Annotated in this window: 26 protein-coding genes and 1 tRNA gene; 15 read left to right on the top strand and 12 right to left on the bottom strand. The window is 38.3% G+C overall.

The annotated features are described in order from the left end of the window. Positions 1-108: 108 nt before the first annotated feature. The 10 genes from KSK37_RS09650 to KSK37_RS09605 all read left to right on the top strand — a co-directional run bounded on the left by KSK37_RS09650 (position 109) and on the right by KSK37_RS09605 (position 8,629). Positions 109-1,026, top strand: a complete 918-nt coding sequence (locus KSK37_RS09650; RefSeq protein WP_246566435.1) for a DUF6089 family protein — start codon at positions 109-111, stop codon at positions 1,024-1,026. Position 1,027: 1 nt separating this feature from the next. Then, entirely contained in the window at positions 1,028-1,780 is a 753-nt protein-coding gene (uppS, locus tag KSK37_RS09645) for an undecaprenyl pyrophosphate synthase (protein ID WP_088358899.1), read from the top strand. A gap of 22 nt (positions 1,781-1,802) precedes the next feature. Further along, on the top strand, positions 1,803-4,340 hold the full coding sequence (locus KSK37_RS09640) for a BamA/OMP85 family outer membrane protein (protein WP_088358898.1): 2,538 nt from the start codon (positions 1,803-1,805) through the stop codon (positions 4,338-4,340). Between the two features lie 11 nt (positions 4,341-4,351). Beyond that, positions 4,352-4,993 (top strand): OmpH/Skp family outer membrane protein, encoded by a 642-nt coding sequence (locus tag KSK37_RS09635; RefSeq protein ID WP_088359440.1) that lies wholly within the window; start codon positions 4,352-4,354, stop codon positions 4,991-4,993. Positions 4,994-5,029: 36 nt separating this feature from the next. Beyond that, positions 5,030-5,524 (top strand): OmpH/Skp family outer membrane protein, encoded by a 495-nt coding sequence (locus KSK37_RS09630; RefSeq protein WP_088358897.1) that lies wholly within the window; start codon positions 5,030-5,032, stop codon positions 5,522-5,524. A gap of 60 nt (positions 5,525-5,584) precedes the next feature. Further along, positions 5,585-6,073: an acyl-CoA thioesterase gene (locus KSK37_RS09625; RefSeq protein WP_217201107.1), complete on the top strand. Its 489-nt coding sequence runs from the start codon at positions 5,585-5,587 to the stop codon at positions 6,071-6,073. Further along, complete coding sequence (rfbD, locus tag KSK37_RS09620; protein WP_217201332.1) at positions 6,073-6,936, top strand: dTDP-4-dehydrorhamnose reductase; 864 nt, start codon at positions 6,073-6,075, stop codon at positions 6,934-6,936. The genes KSK37_RS09625 and rfbD overlap by 1 nt, the downstream gene beginning before the upstream one ends. Then, complete coding sequence (locus tag KSK37_RS09615; RefSeq protein WP_217201105.1) at positions 6,933-7,610, top strand: hypothetical protein; 678 nt, start codon at positions 6,933-6,935, stop codon at positions 7,608-7,610. Before rfbD ends, KSK37_RS09615 begins: the two co-directional genes overlap by 4 nt. A gap of 189 nt (positions 7,611-7,799) precedes the next feature. Next, positions 7,800-8,519, top strand: coding sequence for a bacillithiol biosynthesis deacetylase BshB1 (bshB1, locus tag KSK37_RS09610; protein WP_217201330.1), 720 nt, complete (start codon positions 7,800-7,802; stop codon positions 8,517-8,519). A gap of 34 nt (positions 8,520-8,553) precedes the next feature. Beyond that, positions 8,554-8,629 (top strand) — tRNA-His (locus KSK37_RS09605). Between the two features lie 147 nt (positions 8,630-8,776). Here KSK37_RS09605 and KSK37_RS09600 read toward each other — a convergent pair. Both KSK37_RS09600 and KSK37_RS09595 read right to left on the bottom strand, forming a co-directional pair. Next, entirely contained in the window at positions 8,777-9,112 is a 336-nt protein-coding gene (locus tag KSK37_RS09600) for a DUF3276 family protein (RefSeq protein WP_088358894.1), read from the bottom strand. 110 nt (positions 9,113-9,222) lie between these two features. Continuing rightward, positions 9,223-10,890, bottom strand: coding sequence for an ABC transporter ATP-binding protein (locus KSK37_RS09595; RefSeq protein ID WP_088358893.1), 1,668 nt, complete (start codon positions 10,888-10,890; stop codon positions 9,223-9,225). A 158-nt stretch (positions 10,891-11,048) separates the two neighbouring features. On the opposite strand from KSK37_RS09595, the gene nusB reads away from it, so the two are divergent. From nusB to yajC, 3 genes are read left to right on the top strand one after another with little or no spacing between them, the layout of a single operon-like run. Continuing rightward, a complete protein-coding gene (gene nusB / locus KSK37_RS09590) occupies positions 11,049-11,954 on the top strand; it encodes a transcription antitermination factor NusB (protein ID WP_088358892.1) in 906 nt (301 codons plus the stop codon). A 14-nt stretch (positions 11,955-11,968) separates the two neighbouring features. Further along, on the top strand, positions 11,969-12,445 hold the full coding sequence (locus KSK37_RS09585) for a DUF1573 domain-containing protein (protein WP_088358891.1): 477 nt from the start codon (positions 11,969-11,971) through the stop codon (positions 12,443-12,445). A gap of 20 nt (positions 12,446-12,465) precedes the next feature. Beyond that, entirely contained in the window at positions 12,466-12,798 is a 333-nt protein-coding gene (gene yajC / locus KSK37_RS09580; protein WP_088358890.1) for a preprotein translocase subunit YajC, read from the top strand. A gap of 268 nt (positions 12,799-13,066) precedes the next feature. On the opposite strand, the gene KSK37_RS09575 is transcribed toward yajC, so the two are convergent. The 6 genes from KSK37_RS09575 to KSK37_RS09550 form a co-directional block, all read right to left on the bottom strand. Continuing rightward, positions 13,067-13,729, bottom strand: a complete 663-nt coding sequence (locus KSK37_RS09575) for a response regulator transcription factor (protein ID WP_217201103.1) — start codon at positions 13,727-13,729, stop codon at positions 13,067-13,069. Further along, positions 13,722-15,410 carry an ATP-binding protein gene (locus KSK37_RS09570; protein ID WP_217201102.1) on the bottom strand — a complete coding sequence of 563 codons (1,689 nt, stop codon included), beginning with the start codon at positions 15,408-15,410 and terminating at the stop codon, positions 13,722-13,724. The genes KSK37_RS09575 and KSK37_RS09570 overlap by 8 nt, the downstream gene beginning before the upstream one ends. Positions 15,411-15,424: 14 nt before the next feature. Continuing rightward, on the bottom strand, positions 15,425-17,113 hold the full coding sequence (locus KSK37_RS09565) for a putative transporter (protein WP_217201100.1): 1,689 nt from the start codon (positions 17,111-17,113) through the stop codon (positions 15,425-15,427). A 79-nt stretch (positions 17,114-17,192) separates the two neighbouring features. After that, complete coding sequence (locus KSK37_RS09560; RefSeq protein WP_217201098.1) at positions 17,193-18,467, bottom strand: DUF2851 family protein; 1,275 nt, start codon at positions 18,465-18,467, stop codon at positions 17,193-17,195. A gap of 42 nt (positions 18,468-18,509) precedes the next feature. After that, a complete protein-coding gene (bshA, locus tag KSK37_RS09555) occupies positions 18,510-19,649 on the bottom strand; it encodes an N-acetyl-alpha-D-glucosaminyl L-malate synthase BshA (protein WP_088358885.1) in 1,140 nt (379 codons plus the stop codon). Positions 19,650-19,694: 45 nt separating this feature from the next. Then, positions 19,695-21,422 (bottom strand): glycoside hydrolase family 3 protein, encoded by a 1,728-nt coding sequence (locus tag KSK37_RS09550; RefSeq protein WP_217201096.1) that lies wholly within the window; start codon positions 21,420-21,422, stop codon positions 19,695-19,697. Between the two features lie 115 nt (positions 21,423-21,537). On the opposite strand from KSK37_RS09550, the gene KSK37_RS09545 reads away from it, so the two are divergent. Continuing rightward, positions 21,538-22,032 (top strand): hypothetical protein, encoded by a 495-nt coding sequence (locus KSK37_RS09545; RefSeq protein WP_088358883.1) that lies wholly within the window; start codon positions 21,538-21,540, stop codon positions 22,030-22,032. A gap of 165 nt (positions 22,033-22,197) precedes the next feature. Beyond that, positions 22,198-22,905 carry a purine-nucleoside phosphorylase gene (gene deoD / locus KSK37_RS09540; RefSeq protein ID WP_217201095.1) on the top strand — a complete coding sequence of 236 codons (708 nt, stop codon included), beginning with the start codon at positions 22,198-22,200 and terminating at the stop codon, positions 22,903-22,905. A gap of 52 nt (positions 22,906-22,957) precedes the next feature. On the opposite strand, the gene ribA is transcribed toward deoD, so the two are convergent. The 4 genes from ribA to KSK37_RS09520 are packed head-to-tail and all read right to left on the bottom strand — an operon-like array spanning position 22,958 to position 24,858. Then, positions 22,958-23,563, bottom strand: a complete 606-nt coding sequence (gene ribA / locus KSK37_RS09535; protein WP_088358882.1) for a GTP cyclohydrolase II — start codon at positions 23,561-23,563, stop codon at positions 22,958-22,960. 6 nt (positions 23,564-23,569) lie between these two features. Continuing rightward, entirely contained in the window at positions 23,570-24,037 is a 468-nt protein-coding gene (locus KSK37_RS09530; protein WP_088358881.1) for a hypothetical protein, read from the bottom strand. Beyond that, a complete protein-coding gene (locus tag KSK37_RS09525; protein ID WP_088358880.1) occupies positions 24,018-24,644 on the bottom strand; it encodes a DUF4254 domain-containing protein in 627 nt (208 codons plus the stop codon). The genes KSK37_RS09530 and KSK37_RS09525 overlap by 20 nt, the downstream gene beginning before the upstream one ends. 10 nt (positions 24,645-24,654) lie before the next feature. After that, positions 24,655-24,858, bottom strand: a complete 204-nt coding sequence (locus tag KSK37_RS09520) for a Sec-independent protein translocase subunit TatA/TatB (RefSeq protein WP_088358879.1) — start codon at positions 24,856-24,858, stop codon at positions 24,655-24,657. Positions 24,859-24,860: the final 2 nt, after the last annotated feature.

Here is a 24,860-nt window from a genome sequence, read left to right as displayed (position 1 = left end):
ATGATTTATTTGGCGTTTTTAATTAAAAATTATGCTTTATTGAGGTTATTTAACTTAAAATTAAGAATTTCCTTAATGTAAAAATGTTTTATATTTGCAAAATTATTTATGAAAATTGATGTTCAGTCATTCATGCAGAAAAAAATTGTTTATTGCTTCTTCGCTTTAATTTTTATGTCGGTTTCCTACAAGGGACAGCGTCACGAAATCGGGGTGCAGTTGGGAATGAGTAATTTGGTTGGGGATATAGGTAGAACCAACTATTTTTTACAAAAACCGGTCCTCAGTAATATTGGCGATTATGGTATTCCGTTTTACGGCGGAATTTTATACCGGATGAATTTTAACCCTTATCAGACGGTAAGGTTAAACATCGGTTACAGCCATATCCAGTTTATTGATGCTTTAGCAAAAGAACAGTACAGAAGAAACAGGAAGCTGTGGGGAACAAATTCAATTATGGAAGCGGATTTGCTTTTTGAGTATAATTTTTTTCCGGTGAACAACGAGCAGCAAAGTATGGCAAGTCCTTACGTTTTCGGCGGTGTAGGCGGAATGTTGATGAACGCTACGAAAGTGACTTTGGAAAATGATTTTAACAGGGATGCCGGTGGAAATGCAATTGCTCCGAAAAACAGTGCAGATTTCCAGACCAACCCTGCTTACCAGTCAGGACAGAAAATGACAATGTCGATTCCATTTGGAATTGGTGTGAAATATAAATTCAATTATAATTGGGCACTGATGGGAGAACTGATGTTCCGCCCTACCTTTTCAGATTCAGTTGATTACAGTGTAATTGATGATAAAGATGTGAAAATGACTTATAATAAAGACATTCTTGCACCGGGAACCACCAAATCGCTTCTGCAGGAAGGGCCTTATGCTCAGGTGGCAGAGCAGAGAGCAGCAGAATTTCTGCAGAACAGGCAGATTGGGAATATTAATTCAAAAGATTGGGTAAATACCGTTTCAGTAGGACTTACCTATTCATTCGGCAGACCACCTTGTTATTGTGAACAGTAAAATGCAGTCGTTTAAAGATAAATTAAATAGGGAGCAGCTCCCGCAGCACGTCGCCATTATTATGGATGGGAACGGTAGATGGGCGAAATCCCGTGGCGAAAAACGTACTTTCGGTCACAAACATGCCATCAAAGCTGTTCGTGATGTGGTAAATGCCTGTAATGAGATTGAGATTCCTTATCTTACCCTTTACACCTTTTCCTCAGAAAACTGGAAACGTCCCGAAGATGAAGTGGATACTTTGATGAGCCTGATTTCCGAAACTTTATTGCTTGAAGCGGAAGAAATTTTCACCAAAGGCTTAAGAATGCACGTCATTGGTGACATCGGAAAATTGCCTGCTCTGGTGCAGGAGCAGATGATGCATTTAGTGGATATTACCAAGGATAATAAAAGAGGAAACTTAATTTTGGCCTTGAGTTACGGCTCGCAGCATGAAATTCTCAGTGCTGTAAAACAGATCAGCCATAAAGTAAAAACCGGTGAACTTACTGAAGATCAAATCACGGAAAAAGTATTTGAAAATCACTTGTATACCAAAGATTTTCCGCCCGTAGATTTACTCATCAGAACCAGCGGGGAAGTAAGAATAAGTAACTTTCTGCTTTGGCAGATTGCTTATGCAGAATTGCAGTTTTTGGATATTCTCTGGCCCGATTTCGGGAAAGAAGATTTCTTCAAGTGCATTTATGATTACCAGAACAAAGAAAGAAGATTCGGCAAAACAAGCGAGCAGCTTGAAGAAAATATATAAAGAAAAGTTAGCAAGATAAAAAATGAAGTTTAAATTCTTACCCATCATCATGTTTGTGGCTTCGGCACATTTCTATGGTCAAATTACTCCCGAGAAGCCTACGCAGGACAACAACCCGGTGCATGCTCAAAACGAAGCAGGAACTTATATCCTAAAAGACATTGTTGTAGATGGTGTAAAAAAATATACTCCCGCACAGATTTTAAGATTCACAGGTCTTAATAAAAATGAAAGCGTGGAAATCCCGGGCCAGAAAATCAGTAACGCCATTAAAAAACTTTGGGAAACACAGTCTTTCTCTGAGGTGGAAGTGTATATTGAAAGTATTGAAGGCGAACAGGTGGTGTTGAGGTTTAATTTACAGGATCTAAAAGATTTAGGTGAAGTGAAATTTACCGGAAAAGGAATCGGAAAATCAAAAAGCGAAAAACTCGCCAAAGACAACGGCCTGAAACCGGGAACAAAAATCACCCAGAATTTAGTTTCTACCCTTAAAACCAATATTCCCAAAGAATACATTAAGAAAGGTTTTGCAGACGCAAGAGTTACCATACAGGATAAAGTGAACGCTAAAGATCCTGAATTGGTAGACTGGACTATTAATGTAGAAAAAGGAAAGAAAGTAAAAATCAGCCACATCGAATTTGAAGGAAATACAAGTGTTTCCGACAGTAAACTTCGGAATAAAGCCTTTAAAGACACCAAACAGAAAAGATTTGGTATTAAAGGAATTCTGAAGCCTTCCAAATTTATTCAGGAAAAGTATGACGAGGATAAAGTAAATCTTGTCAACTATTATAGATCGTTAGGATTCCGTGATGCACAGATCGTATCAGACTCTGTATGGAGAAATCCTAAAAATCAGTACGAGATCAACGTAAAACTTAATGAGGGTAAGAAATATTATATCGGTGACGTTAATTTCCTTGGAAACACCGCCTTTTCTACTGAATATCTTCAGAAAGTTCTGGGTTACAAAACCGGCGATATTTATGATGCGGTAGGTTTCAACAAGAAAGTTGGGGAAGACGGAGGTAAGGAAGACGATTCCGATATCAAGTCCATTTACATGAACAACGGTTATCTTTTCTCTAACGTTACCCCGATAGAGAAATCGGTGAAAGGAGACTCCATTAATCTGGAAATCAGAATTAATGAAGGCGAAAAAGCAACATGGAACCGCGTAACATGGAGTGGAAATACAACAACTCATGACCACGTAATTCTCCGTTCATTAAGAACAAAACCTGGAAGCTTATTTGCTAAAAGCGATATCAAAAGAACGTATTTCGATCTGGCGGGGATGCAGTTTTTCGATCCACAGCAGGTTGGACAAAATCTAACTCCAAATCCACAGGACAACACGGTTGATATCCACTGGACTTTGGTTGAGAAAGGATCTTCACAGGTTCAGCTTCAGGCTGGTTACGGTGGCGGTTCATTCATCGGAACTTTAGGACTTACTTTCAATAACTTCTCATTAAGAAACTTTTTGAAGCTGAAAGATTTCAAACCGGTTCCTCAGGGTGACGGTCAGACGCTTTCTATTCAGGCACAGGCTGGCCAGTACTTCCAGAATTACGGTATTTCATTTACAGAACCATGGTTGTTCGGTACAAGACCGACTGCTCTTTCGATAGGTGTAAATCAGTCATTGGTGAGATATTCCGATCAGTACGGAGCAACACAGAAGCTTAATATTTTCTCCGCAAGTGCAGGTTTGAACAGATTATTGAGATGGCCTGATGATTATTTCTCCCTCTATACCGGAATTCAGTATCAGAGCTATGATTTCAACAATTATCCTTTCCAGTTTGGGAATACAACAGAATATAACGGTTCGGCGAAAAATTTCAGTTTCAATGTTGGATTAAGCAGAAACTCTGCAGGTTTAGATCCTATTTTCCCGACTCAGGGTTCCAATTTGGAAGCATCTGTGAAGTTTACTCCGCCATATTCAATGTTCAGCAACAAGGATTATACGAATATGTCTGCCATCGAAAAATACAAATGGCTGGAATTTTATAAAGTAAAATTAAAAGCGGACGTTTACAATACCGTAGTTGGAAAAATGGTACTGAGAAGTACTGCAGAAATGGGCTTCCTTAACGGTTACAACAAAGAACTGGGAGCACCGCCATTCGAGAGATTCTATGTAGGTGGAACAGGACTTTTAGGCGGAAGATATGACGGACGCGAATTGGTTCCGTTAAGAGGTTATGAAAACTCATCTTCCACAGGAGGAGCACTGGAAGACATTACACCTTATGGAGGAGCGACTATTTACAACAGATTTGCGATGGAACTCAGATATCCGATTTCCATGAACCAAACAGCGAAAATTTATGCACTGTCTTTCTTGGAAGGAGGTAACGCATGGAATTCATTTGGAACTTATAATCCATTCCAGCTGAAACGTTCTGCCGGAGTTGGTATTAGAGTATATATGGGCGCCTTCGGATTGATCGGATTCGATTTTGCTTACGGATTTGATAAAACAATCATGGGAACAGAACCAGCAGGATGGAAAACACACTTCCTGATGAACCAATCATTATAAATGGAATACAGATGAAACATATCAAATTATTTTCAGTACTTTTTGTTATATTTTCAGGTGTACTAAGTGCGCAGAAAATAGGAGTGGTGGATACCAATTATATTCTGAGTAAACTGCCGCAGTATAAAGATGCTGAAGACCGGCTTAATTCGCAGATTGCAAATTGGCAGACTGAGATACAAACCCTGCAGTCTGAATTTGATAAAAAGAAAACACTTTTGGAGAATGAAAGAGTGCTTTTGGTTGGAGATCAGTTAAAACAGAGACAGAAAGAAGTTGATGATCTGGATAAAAAGATTAAAACCATGATCAACAACCGTTTTGGTTCTTTGGGAGAAATCAACAACGCAAGATCCAATCTTACCAAGCCTTTTCAGGATCAGATATGGAACGCAATCAAGACGGTTTCAGAGAAAAACAGCTTAGGCATCATTCTTGATAAAAGCAATAACATCAGTGTAATTTTCCTTGAAAAAAGATACGATTATACGGATAAAGTATTAGATTTGCTTTTGAAAAATTCAGGAATGAAAAATGCGGAAACGCCGGTAAAAACAGGTGTCAGCAGCGCAGATGCGAAAAAAGAAAAATTAAAAATGATGACTGAAGGCCGTAAAGAAACGGTTGAGCAACAGTCGAGAAAGTCCAAATAAATTTTAAAACAACAATAAAATTATTCAACCCCAATTATGAAAAAATTAAGTGTATTATTTGCAGCAGTGATGATGTTGATGACAGCAGGTGCTGTAAGCGCGCAGAAAGTTGCATCTATGGATTATGAAGCAGTATTGTCTGCCATGCCTGAAACTAAGAAAATGACAACAGATTTAGATACTTTCAGCAAAACTAAAGGTGATGAACTGAACAAACAGGCAGAATCTTTCCAGAAAGAAGTGCAGCAGTATCAGGCTGAAGGTGCTAAATTGACTGAAGCACAAAGAACAGCTAAAGAAGGTGAATTGCAGAAAAAACAACAGAATTTGCAACAGCTTCAGCAAACTGCTCAAAACGATTTAGCTCAAAGAAGAGATGCAGCAGTAAAACCAATCATTGAAAAATTAAACAACGCGGTAGCTAAAGTTGCTAAAGCAAACGGTTTCGATTTCATTATTGATTCTACAGCGTTGATCTACAAAGGTGGTCCGGATGCGACTCCAATGGTAAAAAAAGAATTAGGTCTTTAAGATTTTATTTCTATAACCCAAACCATCCCGAAATCCGGGATGGTTTTTTAATTTTGTAACATGGAAAAAGAACTTTCAACTACAGCAAGAATACGTTTCAGCGACTGCGACCCTATCGGCCATCTTAATAATGTGAAATACCTTGAATACATGCTCAATGCCCGTGAAGATCACGTGGAAAGCGGTTACGGTTTCACCTATGAAGAATTTACCAAAAAAACGGGCTGCACATGGGTTACGGTACAGAACGAGATTGCTTATCTGAAAGAAGTGCGTTATAATTCAAAAGTGCTTATCTCGAGCAAAACCATTGAACTGGGAGACCGGCTTTCGAAAGTAGAAATTTTAATGAAAGATGAGGACGGAAAAACGATTCACAGTATCCTTTGGCTCACTGTGATTTACTTCAACATGAAAACCCGGAAATCAGAATCGCATCCCGAAGAAACAAAAGAACTCTTCCAGAAATTTTTGGTAAATTTAGAAGAGAAAGATTTCCAGAGCAGAGTCGCTTACTTTAGAAAACAGAATAAATCAGCAGCGAAATGATAAAAAAAATATTGGTCATTGGAGGAAACGGACAGTTAGGCAACTGTTTCAGAAAATTAGCTCCGGAATTTGAAAACCGTTTCGAATTTAATTTTACTGATTCCGAAACGCTTGATATCACCGAGGCAGAAAAGGTTTCTGATTTCTTTTATGATTTCCAGCCGCATTTTTGCATCAATGCGTCCGCATATACAGCCGTAGATCTGGCGGAAACTGAATCCGAAAAAGCGTTTGCCGTCAACGCAGACGGTGTGGCTAATTTAGCCTCGGCATGCGACGAGCATAAAACAGTTCTTATTCATATCTCCACTGATTATGTTTTTGACGGCGATACCAATATTTCTTATTCTGAAGATAATTTCACCAACCCGCAGGGAGTTTATGGAGCTTCAAAATTGAAAGGAGAAGAACTTGCACTAAGTCTTAATCCGAAAACAGTGGTGATCAGAACTTCGTGGCTGTATTCAGAATTCAACAGAAATTTCGTGAAAACCATGTTGAATTTATTCTCTTCTAAAGATGAGCTCGGCGTTGTATCTGATCAGTTCGGTCAGCCTACCAACGCGAATGATTTGGCGGAAGCAGTAATGAAAATTATTGAAACAGAACCGAAAACTTACGGCATTTTCCATTTTTCAAATTATCCGGAAACAAGCTGGTTTGGCTTTGCAGAAAAAATTGCACAGTTTTCAGAGTCAAAAATAAAACTCAACGCTATTGCGACAGCACGGTTTCCTACACCGGCAAAAAGACCCAAACGGAGTACCATGTCTTTGGATAAAATAGAGGAAACCTACGGAATTGAACCCAAACACTGGGAAAATTCGCTTGAAGAATGCATAGAAATTTTAAAGAAACAATGAGAATATCAGTTGCTATATTGATGATGTTTGTAGGTCAGATTTTTTTTGGCCAGAATGTCGTCCTCAATAAAGTGGTGAAAACCCACGCCAATTCCGACCGGATTTTATATAAAATCAATCCGGAAACAGTAAATTCCGAATACCTTGCAGAAATTGAAGTGCAGGGATTTTCCGATGACGATGTGAAGATCTTCGGCATGGTTTACAAAAAAGCCAAAGAAGTTGGCGCCAATGCGTTTTCTTATCAGCCTTTCGAAACCGTGGACGGAGGCGTGCAGAAATTTGACGCCATGCATTATAAACTGAATCTGTATTACGTTGCGCCGGATGATTTCCCGAAGGAAAATAATACGGTTTACCTCATAGCATCGCCTTTCAGAAAGCAGACAATCGCCATCAATAAAGAAAATATTATTTTCGAGCCAAGAACTTACACTAAAAGAGAGCTTAGTTCCGGTGAAATTTACACCGTTTCCACAAAAAAACTGTTGGGTTCTTCCATCAAGCTTTCCGCGCAGGAAAACCAGCCTGTTCAGTATTTTCAGTTTTCGGCGTTTTCGGTCAATTCAAATCCCTACGGAACAGCCGGAATCAATTTGAAATCCGGTGATATTACGAAACTGGAAAGGTCTTACGCAGAGTTTCTCACCACCATTTATCAGTTTCGGGAATAATTTATCAGGAGCAGCAGGATTTCAGCTTCTCCGGAATTACGGTCCCGCTTTCCGCTATATCTTTTACTGCACTCCGTTCCGTAAAAGGATGCCGCTGCAATCGGGGCTAAAAGGCAAGGAATTGTATCTTTCCGAGGTTTGGCGGTCCTATAATTTTTAAAATCTCAATTTTCGTATCTTTGCATCATGATAAAAGTAAATGTTTTAGCAATAGGAGCGCATCCTGACGACGTAGAGTTGGGTTGTGGCGGAACTTTAGCCAAATTAATTTCCGAAGGAAAAACAGTAGCTATTGTCGATCTCACGCAGGGCGAACTCGGAACAAGGGGCACCAATTTTACAAGAGCTGAAGAAGCAGCAGAAGCATCCAAAATTTTAGGAATTTCAGCACGCCAAAACCTGAAGATGAAAGACGGTTTTCTGAACAACAGTGAAGAATATCAGATGCAGATTGTAAAAATGATCCGAAAATATCAACCGGAAATCGTGTTTTCAAACGCGATAGCAGACCGTCATCCTGATCATGCAAAAGCTTCAAAGCTGGTTTCTGACGCATGCTTCCTTTCCGGATTGGTGAAAATAGAAACCGTCTCCGAAGGCGAAAACCAAAAACCCTGGCGTCCGAAACATATTTTCAATTACATTCAGTGGAAAAACATAACCCCGGATTTCGTCGTAGACATTTCTGATTTTATGGAAAAAAAGATTGAAGCATGTCTGGCATATAAAACCCAGTTTTACGACCCAAACTCCACAGAACCAATGACTCCGATCGCGACCAAAGATTTCCTGGAGAGCTTAACTTACCGCGCTCAGGATCTGGGCAGACTCTCGGGAGTAGATTATGCAGAAGGTTTTACGACAGAAAAATTACTTGCTTTCAAAAATTTTGACGGAATAATTTTGTAATTTCTCGAAAAGCTTTATATTTGCAACCTCAAACGGTGATTGTAGCTCAGTTGGTTAGAGCGCCGGATTGTGGTTCCGGAGGTCGGGGGTTCGAGACCCCTCATTCACCCACTATAAAACGCATTGATTATCAGTGCGTTTTTTTTGTGATCATCGCAAGAAATTTAAAAATAAAGCGAAACCGCTGTTTGAACTTTTATTAATGTTGTCGCAGCCAACAAAAAAAAGCATTCAAATTTTGAATGCTTTTATATTTTTTAAACTTCGTCGTCTGATTCTATTGTAAATGTGCGGCTTTTGAAATCTTTGTCATGTCTTTCAGAAATTACATCTTCGCCTTTTTGGTTGATGATAAAGTCTGTAGATTCTTTGAACATCTCTTCGAAACTCTTGAAATCTTCTTTATAAAGATAAATTTTATGCTTTTCGAAAGTAGCTTCTCCGTTTTCTCCGAAATTCTTTTTGCTTTCGGTAATGGTAAGATAATAATCTCCTGCTTTGGTCTCCCGCACATCAAAGAAATATGTTCTTCTGCCTGCTTTCAACACCTTAGTGAAAATTTCGTTTTCGTGGCGTTCCTTGTAATCACTCATTTGTATATATTTTTTGAAATCTTATTATAACAAATATAAAAGATTTCTTTTAATTGCAAAATATATTTTTAATTTTTTGATAAGATAATTGAATTATCGCTAACTATTCTTCAATTTGATGCGGAAACGGTTTTTTCTATTTCGGTGAGATTCAGTATTTTATCGGCCCGTTTTGCGCTGCTTTCCCGGTGGGTAATGATAATAGAACTGCTCTTCTGAATCTCGTTTTCGATATTCTGAAGGATGTTTTCTTCTGTTTCGGTATCCAATGCAGAAAGTGAATCGTCAAAGATGAGAATCTTAGGTTCCTTGATCAGCGCTCTGGCAATACATATTCTTTGCTTCTGGCCGCCGGAAAGCATTACGCCTCTTTCGCCAACCATTGTTTTGTAACGGTCTTTGAACTTTACAATATTTTTATGAACATCGGCTTTCTTCGCAAATTCTTCCACCAGTTTTAAAGACGGGTTATCAACGGCAAATCCGATATTATTCTCAATCGTATCAGAAAACAGGAAGCTTTCCTGAGGAATGTAACCGATGAATTTGCGGTAGTTTTCCAGATTGTGTTCTTTAAGGTTTTTTCCGTCGATAAGTATTTCGCCCTCAGTGGGATCAATTAATCGACAGAGCAAAAGTGCAATGGTTGATTTTCCGCTTCCTGTTTTTCCCATGATCGCCAGCGATTTTCCGGCTTCGATGGTAAAACTGAGATTGTCCAGAGCTTTAATTCCTGTATTCGGATACACATATGAAACGTTTCGGAACTCGATATCACCTTTAATGTGATAAATTTCATGATTGGTATTGATGATGTCCGTTTTCATATCAAGGAACTCATTGATCCTCGCCATGGAAGCTTCCGCTCGCTGATTCACCGAAGTAACCCAGCCCACCATTGAAAAAGGCCAGATTAAAATATTGATGTAAAGAAAGAAGTCGGCAATTTTCCCTACGGTAAGCTCATTGTTCAGGTATTTTTGTCCTCCGATGAGGAGAATGACGACATTCAGTAAACCGATAACGAAGAGAACGATGGTGAAAAAATAGGCTTCGGTTTTTGCCAGATCCAGGGCTTTGTCCTGATAGTCTTTAACTTTGATTCCGTAATTTTTTTCGATGTATTTTTCCTTTGCAAAAAACTTCACCACGCGAATTCCGGAGAAACTGTCCTGCACAAAAGTGGAAATTGCAGACTGGCTTTTCTGCATTATTTTCGATTTCTGGTTGATGATAGAGCTTACTTTGTAAATAACAAATGACAGAATTGGCAGCGGTAAAAGAGACCAGATGGTCATTGAGGTATCCGTCTTCAGCATGTAAATGCTCGTAATAATCAACAGGATTAAAAGATTCACGACATACATTACACCGGGCCCGAGATACATTCTTACGGCAACAACATCTTCGCTAAGGCGATTCATCAGATCACCGATGGTCGTTTTCTTGAAATCGGTTAAAGACAATTCCTGATAATGATTGTAGATTTTATTTTTCAGTTCGTACTCTATTCTTCTGGAGGCAACAATAATGGTTTGACGCATCATGAAAGTGAAAAAACCTGTCAGTAAAGAGGAAGCTACAATAATTCCGACATAAATGAGTACCTGTCTGTTAAAGCCAAGATTGGTGGTTTTGGAGATTTCGTCCACTGATTTTCCTACAAACTGAACCTTGTAAATACTGAAAAAATTGCTGGCAATAATAAACAGGAATCCCCAAAACAACAGGATTCTGTGTTTCCAGAAATAGGGGTTTAAGGTTTTAAGTGCGTTCATAATGAGCTTTCTACATTGGTTTTTCGGCCTTCGTGACTTCAGATGCAAAAGTAATAAATTGAAAACTGATTTTAAGAATTTTATTAAGCGAGAAAGCGATATGCCCGGACGAGTTTGCAAAAAAATGCTATCTTTGCACCCATAAAAAGCTCTTTGAAATGTTAGGAAGAAGACAAATCCGTGAAAAAGTAGTAGAATCAGTGTATTCTTACCATCAAAACCCTATAAAATTTGATATTTTAGAGAAAAATATGTTTTCGGAAATCGAGAAGATATATCATCTGTACATTTATCAGCTTAATTTTTTGGTCGCGCTGAAGCATTTAGCGGAAAAGCAAATTGAAATCGGGAAGAATAAGTATCTGAAGACTGACGATAACGTAAACCCTAACCAGAAATTCATCAACAACCAGGTGCTGAATAAGCTGGAGGAAAACGTAGAAAGACTTTCCTTCACCTCCAAACATCAGGAACTGAAATGGGAACTTCACGATGACTTGCTGGTAAAGACTTTTCAGCGAATGACTGCCGGAAAAAGATATCAGGATTTCATGAAAGAGGAAGGTTATTCTTTCGAAGAAGACCAGAAGTTTATCGGAAAATTATTCCTCAGATATGTTGCGGAAAATGAAGATTTCCATGACCATCTGGAAGAAAAGGAAATGAGCTGGGCTGATGATTTTCACATTTCAAATTCAATGATTCAGAAAACAATCGGGTTTTTTAAAGAGGATGAACCAAGTCATACTTTAATTAAAATGATTAAAGATGAAGACGACAGAGAGTTTGCGCGGAGATTGCTGAAACAAACCCTTAATCATTGGGACGAATCTGAAAAGAAATTACAGGAAAGACTTGAAAACTGGGATCTTGAAAGAGTTTCTTTACTGGATAAAATTATCCTCATTACCGCAATAAGCGAACTCGATTATTTTCCGTTAACCCCTGCCAGAGTGGTGATTAATGAGTATATCGAAATTTCCAAAGTTTTTTCAACGGACCGTTCTAACATATTTATCAATGGGATTTTAGATAAATACACCAAAGATTTAAATAGAAATTAATAAAGAAAAAATTTATGAAAAATTTAGTAAAAATATTACCGCTTGTTGCTGCGCTAAGTTTAGTAGCATGTAAGAAGGATCAGAAAGCTGATCAGTTGGTAACCGAAGAACACACCACTGTTGAGGCTCCTGCTGTTGCTACTCCTGAAGAAATGGTAAAAGAAGCTCAGGCAAAACCTTTAACTACCATTGCGCTTTCGGAATCTAATTTCGAATTCGGAAAACTTAAAAAAGGTGATCATGTGGAGCATGTGTACGAAGTAACCAATACAGGAACAAATCCTTTAATTATTTCTCAGGTAAAACCAGGCTGCGGATGTACGGTGCCGGATTATACAAAAGATCCGATCCTTCCAGGACAGAAAGGAAAAATTACTTTGAAATTCGATTCGTCCAATTTCGACGGATTGGTTAACAAGCAGGCAGAAGTATATGCGAACGTTGAAAAAGCGCCTATCGTGATTACATTTTCTGCAGATATCCAACCTTAATTATTTAATTTAGAACAATTATGATAGCAATATTTTTACAGGCTGCTGCAGGACCGGAAGGTTCGATGATGCCGACCATGATTATGATGGGCTTAATGTTCGTCGGATTTTATTTTCTGATGATCCGTCCTCAAATGAAAAAATCTAAGCAGGAAAAAAGTTTCCAGGAAACCCTGAAAGTCGGAAGCAGAGTAGTAACAACTTCCGGAATGCACGGAAGAATCGCTCAGATTCAGGAAGACGGCGTAGTAATAGAGACGCTTTCGGGAAAACTGAAGTTTGAAAAAGCTGCGATTTCAAGAGAGTTTACTCAACAGAGATTTCCAGATACAGCAGTAGAAGAAAAGAAATAATAATTCTTTATATAACAAAAAAAGCAACCAAACCGGTTGCTTTTTTTGTTTGTGTTTGGTTGCTCAGGTGAAGAGAATAGTTTTAAATAAAAGGTTTAATAGAAGGTCCGGAAGAAGAATATAAAGATTTGTGTTTTTAGTTGGGATCTTCTTCCGGATGACTTCCTCCAATTTTATTTAGCAAACCGAAATTACACAGTATTAGTAAGATAACCTTACGGGAAACCGTAAAAACACTGTTTTTTTTGAAAAATTTCTGAAAAAAGTATCAGAGAATGCCCAAATCTTTACAGATAGCAATGAGCTGCGCATTATTATTCGCCTGAAAAGTATCTTTCAGATTGTTGATGTTTTTTTCAACATAACTGAGGCTGTATCGTTTCGAGCCCATATCCTGAAGATAGGAAGGGATGCTTTTCTGGACGGTACCTTTGGAAAGAAGCTGAAGAATGGTGAGCTCTGTCGCGGTAAGTTCGATCGTGTTTTTTCTCAGACTCAGTTTGTGTTCCGGGGAAATAAATTTTTTATTTTCGCTGACGGTAAGAATGGCTTTTTTCATCTGCTGCGCGTCTCCTCTGCCTTTCTGGACAAAACCATCGATGTGATATTGCTTAAAAAGAAGCTCTATTTTAGTCGGCTTTTTCTCAATCGAGAACACAATGGATTTGATGGAAGGTAAAACCTGTCTTACTTCTGATATCAGTTGGGCTCCGTTTTTTATCCTCTGTTCGCGGTGATCTTCATCGAAAGACAGATCTGTAATCAGGAGATCGAAAGGTTCACCGTCAGCAGCACTTTTTTTTGCCCTTTGCAGTGGATCATCGCAGTAATATACAAAGTGCGTGTCGGTAATTTTTAGCTCCTCCAAAGTTTTTAAGACGGATATTCCTGCGCTTTCATGGTCTTCTGCGATAAGTACTTTCTTAAACATATTTATAGTTTTTTTCCAAAGGAAACTCAATTTTTATTTTTGTTCCTTTCTGTGTTTCTCTGTCAAAAGTAATAATACCGTTGCAGGAAAAAATACGGTTTTCCGTATTCCTCAGACCATTCTTATATTGAAAATCATTTTTCGGAAGCCCGATTCCGTCATCAAAGTATAATATATTTAGTCTGTCTGCAGTTTTCTCGAACCTTATCGACACATTTTTTGCAGCGCTGTGTTTTTTCATATTGACGAGAAGCTCCTGCAGAATAAGATGTATTTCTGATTTTATTTTGGAATTTAAATTTTCCCAGAAGCTTTCCTCGTTTCCGATGATGAAGATTTGGGTAAGGTCGGAAGAATAGGATTCAATAAGAGCAGTTGTTTTTTGGGTGTCATTTTGCTCTGAGTCTTTCAACGCTTCATCGTAGGAAATGTCGCGTGATTTTTCGTAGATGGTTTCCAGCTTGTCGAGCAGGGTGTTTCTGTCCAGTTGTGGCTGATTTTCCACTTCCGTCATAATTTGGTAAACACCGTTTGCGACCACATCGTGTACTTTTTTGGAGTATTTAAGTTCGGTCTTTTCTATTTTAAACAGGTTTTCCTGTTCCATTCTTTTTTTTCTCCTTTTATACCAGAAATAGGCGCTTATCAATACCCCTAACAAAACAGCTAAGGCAACATTCTGCTTCAGAATATGATACTTCTGTTCGGAATTTTCGACTTGTGCTTTTAGAAAATTTGCCTTGTTTTTTTCTGAATCATAGCGGATGAGGGCAAACTGGTTTTTTGCTTCGTTTTTTTCAGTTTCCAGGCTGTCATGAAGCTTTTGATATACTTTAAAATACTGCTTGGAAGTTGCTCCGTCTTCGAGATCAATCAGTTTTTGTAAGGCTTCAAGCCGGTCCGTCGGGCTCTTAGCTTTATGCGCTGCCTCATACATCTGCCGTGCATGGCCCAGAGCAAGTTCCGGATTTTTTTCACTGAAATACTCCGAAAGGTGGGAGTGACTGGCATTCTGTCCTAAAATAAGACCTTCCTTTTCCCTGATTTGCAGCGCAAGTAACATTTCAGGTTCTGCATGGTAATCTTTGTTTTTTTTCCATTCTGTAAAAGCTTTATTGTCAAGAAACAAAGCGTTTTTGCTGTTGCTCTTTAATAAATCGCGGAAAATTGAAAGTGCAGAATCATATTGCTTTTGTTTCGCATAAGACATTGCAAGATTATTTCGGAAAATTTCTTTATCCTCTTTAATATTGGTGCTTTTTACTGCCTGTTTTAAATAAAAGATACTTTCGCTGAAGTTTTTTAGATTTAACTCATTGGTACCCATCAGATTATAATTACTGGAAAGGTAAGTGGTGTCTTTGATATTCTCGAATAATTTAACCGCCTGAACTGCATTCTCCTGGCTGCCCAGATAATCCCCGTAATCGGTCTGTATCGTTGCCATGTTCATCAGGCATTTTGCGATACCAAGACTATCCTTCGCTTTCGCAAATTCAGTTTTGGCTTTATTAAGAAAAACAAAAGCGCTGTCTTTATTATGATGATCTAGATAATACCACGCTTTTTCATAATAAGAGTTGGTTTTTGCTGCAGGAGGAGATGTTTTATTCTCTCTGCATGAAATAAGAAGTATCAACAGAATAATAAGGTTGAATTTCAAGGCGTTGTTTTTTCTCAAATATATAAAATTTTTCAACTAAATATCAGGATGAGCAGACTCGCCACGAAAATCCTGAAAATGGTCACAAGCGGATAAACCTGCGCATAACTCTGAACCGGAATATCAGAATCAAGATAATTGGTACTGAAAGACAAAGCGGCAGGATCAGTATAACTTCCGCTCATTATTCCGGCCATCTGCAGGTAATTGATTTTCATCAAAAATCTTCCCACGATCACCATCGTAATTAAAGGGATGAAAGTGATCGCCGAGCCGTAAAGCAGCCAGTTCCAGCCGTTATATAGGATGAAGTTTTCATAAAAACCGTCACCCGCATGAATTCCTACCGCTGCAAAAAACAGACAGATCCCAAAATCTTTCATAAAATAAATCGCCCCGTTATTGATGTAGGAATGAATAAAGGAAATTCCGCCATATCTGGAAATTAATAGTGCTACAATAAGAGGTCCGGCTGCAAAACCAAGTTTTATCGGAACCGGCAAACTTGGAATGACAATAGGAATAGATCCTAAAATAACTCCCAAAAGCAAACCGCCGAAAAGCGAAAGAAAGTCGGGTTCGAGCAATTTTTTTTCTGAATTTCCAATAATTTTTTCTGCCTCCTCAATGGCTTCGCGCGAACCGATCACCCTTAATTTGTCTCCATAGAAAAGTTCAAGTGACGGTCTTGGTAAAATTTCCCGTCCCGCGCGGAAAACACGCGTAACTTTCAAATCATAAGTATTGTAAAGATCCAGTTGTGCGAGTTTTTTATGAATGGCGGAAGGCTTTGTAACGAAAATGTTTTTCTGGTGGATATAGGGATCTGATTCAATAAACAAATCGGTTGACGGCCTGCCGACTTTTGCGATAAACACATCCAGGTCGTCTTCCAAACCTACAATCATCAAAACGTCCCTGTCCTGCAAACGGGTGTCGGAAGTGGGCGACTGCACCGCTTCACTACCACTGTGTTTCAGTCTGGAAACAACAATTTCGCGTCCGAAATCTTTGATGATCTGATGTAAAGTTTTATCAAAAAAATCAGGATTGGTGACCCTCATTTTTTTATGCATTAAAGGCAATTCGCGATTGATCTTTGACATCCGGAATTTTTTCATTTCCGTTTCTGGATCTATTTTTAGCAGTAGTTTGGATATAATAATTGTTCCGATAATCCCAAAAACTCCCAGCGGATAAGTAATGGCGTAACCAATGGTTGGATCATTGAAGTTTCTGTCAGGAAAGGAGTTTTTTATTTCTTCAATAGTGTTTTTGGCGGCACCTAAGCCTGGAGTATTGGTTACAGAACCGCTCATGATTCCTACTAAATCTTCAATTTTAAGGCCCGTGAATTTAAAAAGAATAAAAGTAATCACTCCACCGAAAAGAACGGTAGAAACCGCAAGCAAATTAAATTTAAGGCCTTCATTTCTGAATGAAGAAAAGAAGGAAGGCCCCACCTGCAAGCCGATCCCATAAACAAAAAGAATCAGACCGAAGTCGCGGATAAAATCTAAGATTCCGGGCTGTATCCGGTATCCGAAATGTCCCATTAATAAACCGGTGAACATGACCGCCGAAACCCCAAAAGTTATTTTTCCGAGTTTTAATCTTCCAAAGAAAATTCCGGTTCCGATCGCCAGCATTATGGCGACGATAGATTGTGTGACAGTAGGGTTTTCTACAGGTAGAAGAAGGGTGTTTAGCCAGTCGAACATGGGTTGATTTTTATACAAAATTATCACTAAAAACACCGAAAGCAGAAGAGTATCAGGTGAGGTTTGTCAGATTTCACGTTTATTCTTTTGGAACTGTTCTCAACAGTTGAAACCCGATTCCGCAGTTCAGGCAGTTTTTCTTTTCACAATAATTTTTATGATGAAAAAGCATCGCCTGACTTTCCAGAGCATTTTCAATTTTTAAGTGAATTGCTTTGCATCCGTCGATTACCGTGTTTTTTTCGGCAGGAATATTTCGGTAAAAATCTAAAATCTCATCATTGACGTTTTCATCAGAATTTTTGTGACAGGCATATTTCATGGGTAAAATTGCATTCACTAAGATCAGATCGATGAAATCCTGAGTTAAAAATTTCTCACCTTCCACAGGTGATAATTTCCCGAAATTAAAACGGTTATTCCAGTATTCACTCGCTTTTACATTTTTGAAAATACCATTTATTTCATCATTGTTTTTAGCGGAAATTAATTTTGAAAACAGATTTTGGTTCAGATGATACAGCGAAGCCAACTGTGAAAGCCGGATGGTAGGAAAGTTGGGCGGTCTAAGTCTGGAAAATTTAGGAGTATTGCGAAGTTCGGGAAGATTATATTTCGATTTTAGAAAATCGAATTCCCGTTTCCAGATAACCATCTGTTCATCTTCGGGATTTTCCAGCCAACCGCACATTCCAAAAAACAATGCTTCAAGCTGGGTTTGGTTCTGACGGATTTTGTTCACGACAGTAAAATCCAGAGTTTCTGCCATTTGCCTGAAAATTCCCGAGTTTACTTTCAAACCGAACGCGTACGCGAGATTCTGAAAAAGAACTGCCTCATAATTGTTTTTATTGATCTTCAAAGACTCTTCGATCTCCACCGATTTTTCATCTAATTTTTTCAGTAAAGTTTCTTCCGAGAAATGAAAAGGAATTTTTCTTGGATCAAACAGGCTTTCACAAGGAATAAAACTGCTTTCTTTGAGCAAAGATTCATATTTCCACAACAGCGTTTCGTCAATATAATCTTTAAGCTCGAGGGTTGGAATATTTTTGTTTTGGAGTTCGTCGATTTCTACATCGTGAATAAAGACGGCATGCAGAATTAAATTGCCAAATTCAGGATTCCCGGAATGCTGGTGAAAAATCCAGTCTGAAGATTTAATGTGAAGTTCAATGTTTCCGGCTAAAACTAAATCTTTGGTTTTAATTTTCCCAAAAAGAAAATCGGGACCGGAGTTGAAATTCCATTTCCCGAAATCTAGAATTTCCAACTCATTTCCTTCCACATCTTTGAAATCAAAATTTTTAAAAATCTTGAAATTCCAAAGATATTGAAGGAGTTTTTCATTCATTTTATATCATCAAAGTAATGAAGTTGGATTTACTTTTTACATTTAATCAAGGCTTTTGAAATTTTTCAATGTTCTCTCATACATCTCTTCATAGATGGGTAAGATATTTTTCAGATCAAATTTTATCGCCTGTTGTTTGGCATTAATTTTCATTTGTGCCAGCAGTTTTTCATCGCTTAAAAGTTTGATGGTGTAATTACTCATCGCCTCAACATTCCCAATTTCCGCTAAAAATCCGGTTTCTCCCTGAATGTTGACCTCGGGAATTCCGCCGGCATTAGAACTGATGACCGGTGTATTTGCCGCCATTGCTTCCAACGCTGCCAGACCGAAACTTTCCTGTTCGGAAGGCAGTAGAAATACATCCGAAAGCTGAAGGATTCGATATAAATCGTTCACTTTTCCCAGAAGACGTATTTTACCGATTAACTCAGGGTTTTCTTCGAGAAACTGGGTTATTTTTTCCATTTCCGGGCCTTCGCCGATAATGATGAGTTTTGATTTTACCCGCGCGTTTACATTTTTAAAAATCTGCAGAACTTCCGAAACCCGTTTTACAGGCCGGAGATTCGAAACGTGAATAAGAATTTTTTCGTCCTCGTTGGCAAACTGTGATCTGCTGCAGTCGTGGCAATCATCAAATTCCGAATTATCGATAAAATTGGTAATGACCTGAATTTCTTTTTTAATATTAAAGAACTTCAGTGTATCGGCTTTTAAGCTCTCGGAAACCGAAGTCACTGTATCTGACTGATTGATGGAAAATTCCACCGCATGTTTATAGCTGGGATGTTGGCCAACTAAAGTAATATCCGTTCCGTGAAGTGTTGTTACCAAAGGAATATCTTTTCCTTCTTCTTTCAGCATCTGTTTCGCCATAAATGCAGCATAAGCATACGGAATCGCATAATGTGCATGCAGAATGTCGAGCTTGTATAAATTCACCACCCGGTAAATCATCGAGGAAAGCGCAATGTCATAAGGCTGATATTCAAAAAGCGGATAAGTCTGAACGTTTACTTTATGGAAAAAAATATTGGGATTCGTAATATCGAGCCTTGCAGGAAGTGCAGAGCTGATGAAATGTACTTCAAAGCCTTTATTGGCGAGCGACATACCAAGTTCCGTAGCCACGATGCCACTTCCGCCGTATGTTGGGTAACAGAGAATTCCGATTTTCATAGAATTATTAAGTTTTTTTATATTGAAATTACTCAATCGCAGTTTTTAATTGGTCTTATTATTCAGGTCAATTTTTGAGGATGCATTTAAATCTGTTCCCATTCCTGCTTTAAGTTTTTCGTTGACCAAAACAGGAAGTCTGCCTGAAATTTTTGTTTGTCCGGTCAGCGCTTTTGCTGTTGCAATCATTGAGTCATCATTGTTTTCATAAGAAACCAAAACTGTGGAAATTTTAGAAATATCCACATCTTTCAGTGCATAAGCGGAACCGAAAACATTTAAAATTACGTTTTGGTTTTTAGCCAATTCAGCCAGAATTTTTTTGCTTTCTGCAGAAATTTTATAAGGTTTGTAAGCAGTAGAATTATCTTTGTGAAAACCTACAATTACCTTTGAATCTGCCGGAATAGCAGAGATGTCCGAAGGTTGTATAACGATTGCTGTTGTGCTTAAATTTAACTGATCAGGGAATGTTTGATAAGGTGCTTCCTCCAGAGGAACGTAGTAATAGGTTTCCTTACAGTTGAGCGGAAGCAGTTTTTTATCGTCTTTCAGCAAAGTAAGCGCATTACTGTAAAGGTTCTGGACAAGTTTTTTATGAGAATCATTATTAAGATCGGTGTTGATGTTTTCCGGATTTCTTGGCTGATACTGATTCAGTCCTAAAAAATATTTGGTCAGAAGAATTTTCTTTACGCTTTCCTCTACGCGGGTTTGGGAAATTTCTTTGCTGTCGATCGCAGACTGAATCAATCTTTTTCCTTCTTTTACTCCGTCGGAAAAAAGCATAATATCATTTCCTGCCTTGAAAGCGAGCGCATCAAGTTCTCCTGGTTTATAACGTTTTGCCACGGCACCCATATTTAGAGCATCGGTAATAATCAAACCTTTGTAGCCGTATTTTTCTTTTAAAAGTCCGGTAATGATATTTTTAGAGACAGAAGCTGGAATTCCTTTTCCGCTTTCTAAAGCCGGCACATATAAATGCGCTACCATTACACCGCCAATTCCTTTGTCCATTAAGGCTTTAAAAGGAGCAAGTTCCACAGAATTCAGACGGTTTAAATCATGGGAAACCACAGGCAAATCGAGATGAGAATCGGTATTGGTATCGCCGTGTCCGGGAAAATGTTTAATCGCCGCTAAAATATTGTTGTCCTGAAGACCATTGGAATAAGCCATTGCAGAACTTACCACATTTGAAACGTCGGAGCCGAAACTTCTGTTTCCGATAATTGGGTTGTCCGGATTGGTGTTCACATCTACAACCGGAGCGAAATCCCAGTTAATTCCCATTCTTTTGCAGTCTTCCGCGATCTTGGCCGCCATTTCTTTGATCAGATTTTTGTCTTGGATTGCACCTAGAGTCATCGCCCAGGGAAATTTATGCGCGGTTGCAATCCTCTGGAAAATTCCCCATTCTGCATCCATCCCAATCATCATCGGAACTTTCGACTTGCTTTGAAACTCGTTCACCAGATTGATTTCTCTGGCAGCATCGTCCTGCATCAGGATTAATCCGCCAATCTGTTCATTTACTACAGTATTGCGGACATTATTAATGAAATCTTCACCTTTGTTGGTATAAAGCGCAATAATAAACAGCTGGCCGAGTTTTTCGTCCTGTGAAAGGGAATTATAAGTTTTGTCGACCCATTCATTGGCTTTCTTTAGATCTTCTTTAGTGATATTTTTAGGCTGGTACTGAGCCGATATTTTTAAAGAAAAAACAATAATAAGGACGAACGTAATTTTACTTTTTATGTTTTTCATTATCTATAATATGATGATGAACAAAAATACGATATTTAAAATTTAAATTCCCGGGTTTATTGGCATACATCTTGAGATATTGACAAATATTAATCTTCATAAAAATCTTAAAAAAATGAAAAATTACTTTACCATATTGCTTCTTGCAATTTTCGGATTTACAGTATTCAGCTGTACCGACAGAAATGATACCGTTGCCGGTGACGGTGATACCTACCCAATGATGAAGGACATTACTGGTTCTTTTAACAGTTCGAATAATTTTACCGTTTCACAGGGAATTAATATCGCAAGTACAGATGTTGTTTTGGTGTACAGGCAATCGGGGACGGACAATGGGAACGCAATTTGGCAACAGATTCCAAGAACTTTATTCCTGAATGAAGGCGAGTTGGATTATGATTTCGATTTCACGAAAAGTGATGTGCTGATAAAAGCAGGCGGAACAATTGATTTTGCAACACAAACTCCGGCTTTTATTAATTCTTACCTTAATAATCAGCGTTTCCGCATCGTATTAGTTCCTGCTTCTCAGGGAAAAAATGCAAATGTTGATTACAGTGATTACCAAAGCGTAATCAGATATTACAACATTCCGGATAGAAACTAAACAAGTTTTTCTTCACGACAAAATATTTTCAGATTAAGCCCATTGATTTTTCAGTGGGTTTCTTTTTCGTATGATTTTTCTTACAAAATGGTAATTTCAGAGGCTGAAAATTTCGGGTTTGTGCAGAATTCCTTACATTTAAAATTCTATTTAAAATATCATATTATGAGTGTTCATATTGCCGCAAAAAAGGGGGAAATCGCTAAAACAGTTTTACAGCCGGGAGATCCTCTTCGGGCAAAATATATTGCTGATAATTTTCTGAATGAAGTGAAATTAGTCAGCCAAACTAGAAATATATTTTATTTTACGGGAATCTACAAAGGAAAAGAAATCTCCGTGGGCGCAAGTGGAATGGGCATCCCGAGTATCGGTATTTATTCTTTTGAGCTTTTTACTGAGTATGAAGTGGATACGATTATTAGAATTGGTACCTGCGGAGCTTACACTTCAGATTTAAAACTTTTTGATCTGCTGAACGTTGAAAATTCTGCTAGTGAATCTACCTACGCAAAACACGCCTGGGGAATCGAGGGTGAGCTAATTAAGAATCAGGGAAATGCGTTTGGTCTTATCAATGAAACGGCAAAAGCGTTGTCTTTAGATATTCAGCCGACAAATATTCATACCAGTGATATTTTTTACAGAAAAGAAGAGGGAATTCCAGCTATTGCTACGAAATATAACTGCTCAGCTGTAGAGATGGAAGCTTTTGCGTTGTTCGCGAACGCACAGTATTTGGGAAAAAATGCAGCGACCATTCTTACGGTTTCGGATATTATTCCAACACGGGAACAGATCTCAGCCGACCAAAGAGAAAAAGCTTTGAAACCAATGATTGAACTGGCTTTAGAAACAGCATTGCAATTTTAAGAATCAGATTTAACTTCTTATAATAATTAACGCTTTGAGGAAAATCAAAGCGTTAATTGTTTGTGTCATCTTCATCTGTCAAAAGATGGCCGAAATAGTCTTTTTTTGTTTTCAGATAGCTTTCGCTTTCTTTTGTGGACGATATCTGTAAAGGAATTCTTTTATTTAAATGAATATTGCTGTCTACTACAATTTTCATTTTTTCAGGATTGTTGGTTAAAAGATTTACTTCTTTTACATCCAGCATATTCAGAATTTCGATCGCTGCAGCAAAATCTCTGTCATCAGCGGGAAGACCGAGCTGCAGATTTGCCTCCACGGTGTCAAATCCTTTTTCCTGAAGCGAATAAGCTTTCAGTTTATTGATGATTCCAATGTTTCTGCCTTCCTGCCGAAGGTAAATAATGATTCCGCCATTTTCATGAATAAATTTCATCGCCGCATCAAGCTGCTGTCCGCATTCACATTTTTTTGAATGGAATACTTCACCGGTAATACACTCGGAGTGAAACCGGACGTTGATTGGTTTTGTAAGGTCGGTATTTTCGGCGATAATTGCCATGTGCGGCATCCAGTCGCTTTCGTCTTCAGAAAATGCAATCATCCGGAAATTACCGTATTCGGTGGGAACATTGGCTTCCGCCTGAATTTTTAACATGGAAAATTAGTGTTTTAAGGTGGTCAAAGAATCCTGAGGGATAATAGCGTTGATGAAAGTCATATTGGTTTTTATTCTGACAAGATATCTGTTCAGAACGGCGTCTTCATCTTTATTCAGGTATCTTCTGAGGGTTTGAAGTTTTTTATAAGATTTCTCAAATTTCCTGTGTGACGTGAACAGATCCTTCGTGTTGTAAGCTTCCATTGCGTTAATATATTCCCGGAGGTAATATTTAAGGTTTACAACTTCCGTGTTTACCGCAGTACTTCTGAATTTCGGAAAGGAGGCCATTAAGCCTGTGATTTCGGAAGAATATACGATAAGTTTCTTTCTTTCTTTTAAGCTATATGGCGGCGTTTTTCCGCTCACGGTGGATGCGGTATCACTGAGTGGTGAAAGGTTAATGTTTTCTACGGTACAGGAACAAATTAGAAGCAACAGCAGTATGCAACTAAATTTTAGTTTGGCCATTTTTTACATTTTGATATAAGATCGGATTAAGACTTTCATCATTATACATCTTCATTTGTTTGTATACTTTCATCTTAACCTTACCGTTCTCAATATCAAAAAGCAACTGATCGATTGCTTCAGAAAGATCTTTTTTCTGCTCCAGCAAAACATTGAGTTTAGCAGTGCAGTTATTTCTGTGCTCTTCGCTTGCAGACTCTCTGCTAGCTTCAAGCGACATGTGATATACTTTCAGTGCCAAAATCGAAAGTCGGTCCACTGCCCAGGCAGGAGTTTCGCTGTTGATTTTTGCATCAGAATCCGGAGTGACGTTATTGTGTTTTTGCAGGAACCAACTGTCGATAAACTCTACCAAATCAGTTCTTTGCTGATTTGAAGAATCTATTCTTCTTTTTATTTTCAATGCTTCAGTCGGCTCTATATTTTCATCACGAATAATATCTTCCAGGTGCCATTGAACGGTATCAATCCAGTTCTTTGCATACAAAAGCCATTCCAAACTGTTTTCCTGGAAAGGGTTATTAACCGGTGTATCTACGTTATCTTTCAGGTGATAATCGTTGATCGACTGGTTGAAGATTTCCCAGGCGCTGATCGAAAAACTCATATCTGCAAATTTAGTTCGTAGGAGTTGAATTGTTTTTAGGGTCTTCAGGAGTTTTTTTATCGTCTTCCTTTACCGCATCTTTAAATTCTTTAATACCGGAACCCAGACCTTTCATCATTTCTGGAATTTTTTTACCTCCGAAAAGAATCAGTAAAATTACCGCAACGATTAATAAATGTTGCCAGGAAAGTGCTAATATCGTAAGTGCTGCCATTT

Source organism: Kaistella soli, from assembly GCF_019038595.1.
GTDB lineage: Bacteria > Bacteroidota > Bacteroidia > Flavobacteriales > Weeksellaceae > Kaistella > Kaistella soli.
Note: the sequence above shows the minus strand (reverse complement) of the source record. Positions and strands in the feature narration are given on the sequence as shown.